Source organism: Moorena sp. SIO3I6 (assembly GCF_010672095.1).
The window spans coordinates 1-1,103 of record NZ_JAAHHU010001645.1; the positions used below are offsets into that span (position 1 = coordinate 1).

Consider the following 1,103-nt stretch of genomic DNA (forward strand, 5'->3'; position numbering starts at 1 on the left):
CACAAGGCTGACGGCTATGAATATCAATCTTGAAAATAAGGATACCCTATCGGGTAGTTTACTAGAAGCGCGGCAATTCCCCTCCCGCTAACCCGTGCCGGGTATAACGGGAGTCCCCTTGCCGCATCTCAGATGGAACTTTGGATGTATTAAATTCAGCAGAATCTGAGAAAGACCTATGTCGATGCATTTAGATCCCACAACACCAGTAGAATCGATGGCGGATTCCACGCAGAAACCGAAGCCAAAAATAACGATTAAGAGTGATGGGATTGGGGTTGGCAATTGTTATTGCTTCTCAGTATTAACTTAGCTTACTGTTAAATCCGCACTAGTGAATTGGCTGACTTGGTCTGGGAGGTTAAAGTTCCAACAACAGGAATGATAGAAGCTAAGGCTATCTCCCAAAATTGAACATTTGATGTCAATTGTAGCAATAATTATCGAGGATTTTTAAACAATGGAAAATCAAAATATAGAAGTTGCCGAGATGCCAATAATAGATTCAGTAAGTAATACTTCAGTAAGTAGCACTGACAATGGTCACATAGCTCCTCCTCAAGAACCTATAACTGCAGCAACAATTCAAGCTTGGTTAGTCTCCTATCTGGCTGAAATGTTAGAAATCGAACCCGATGAGGTGGATATTACCTTAGACTTTAATGACTATGGTTTGGATTCAAGTGCAGCTGTTGGAATCACGGGGGACTTAGAGGAATGGTTAAAGCAGGAACTCGCTCCTACCCTTCTTTACGATTACCCAAGTGTTGAATCTCTGGCGCAGCATTTAGCCAATGAACTCAAAGGAGAGGCTTAAATGGGATTAAATCTTCCCATTGATTCAGTTTCACTATAAACATCATCAAAGTTGTTAATTGCACTCACCGGGAAAAAAAAGTGATAAAAACTGTATCAAATCAAACCAGAAATAGTCAAGCTTCAAACCTGGAGGACAAAAATAATCAGAAGCATTTGACATTGATTGAAAGAACCTTTAATAATAATGTTAAGTCTGACTATACCGAGAAAATAGAGGAGCTAGGTAAAAACTTTAACTATCAGGTTAATCGCGATTTTTATTGGAGTGACCCAGAACTTTCGGA

Annotated in this window: 2 protein-coding genes; both read left to right on the top strand. The window is 39.8% G+C overall.

The genetic code is table 11. The features are described 5' to 3' along the window. Positions 1 to 460 precede the first annotated feature (460 nt). Positions 461 to 817 (top strand): acyl carrier protein, encoded by a 357-nt coding sequence (locus tag F6K49_RS51970; protein WP_293110852.1) that lies wholly within the window; start codon positions 461 to 463, stop codon positions 815 to 817. Positions 818 to 897: 80 nt separating this feature from the next. Then, positions 898 to 1,103 (top strand): hypothetical protein (locus F6K49_RS51975; RefSeq protein WP_293110854.1); only part of this gene is annotated, 206 nt, incomplete at its 3' end.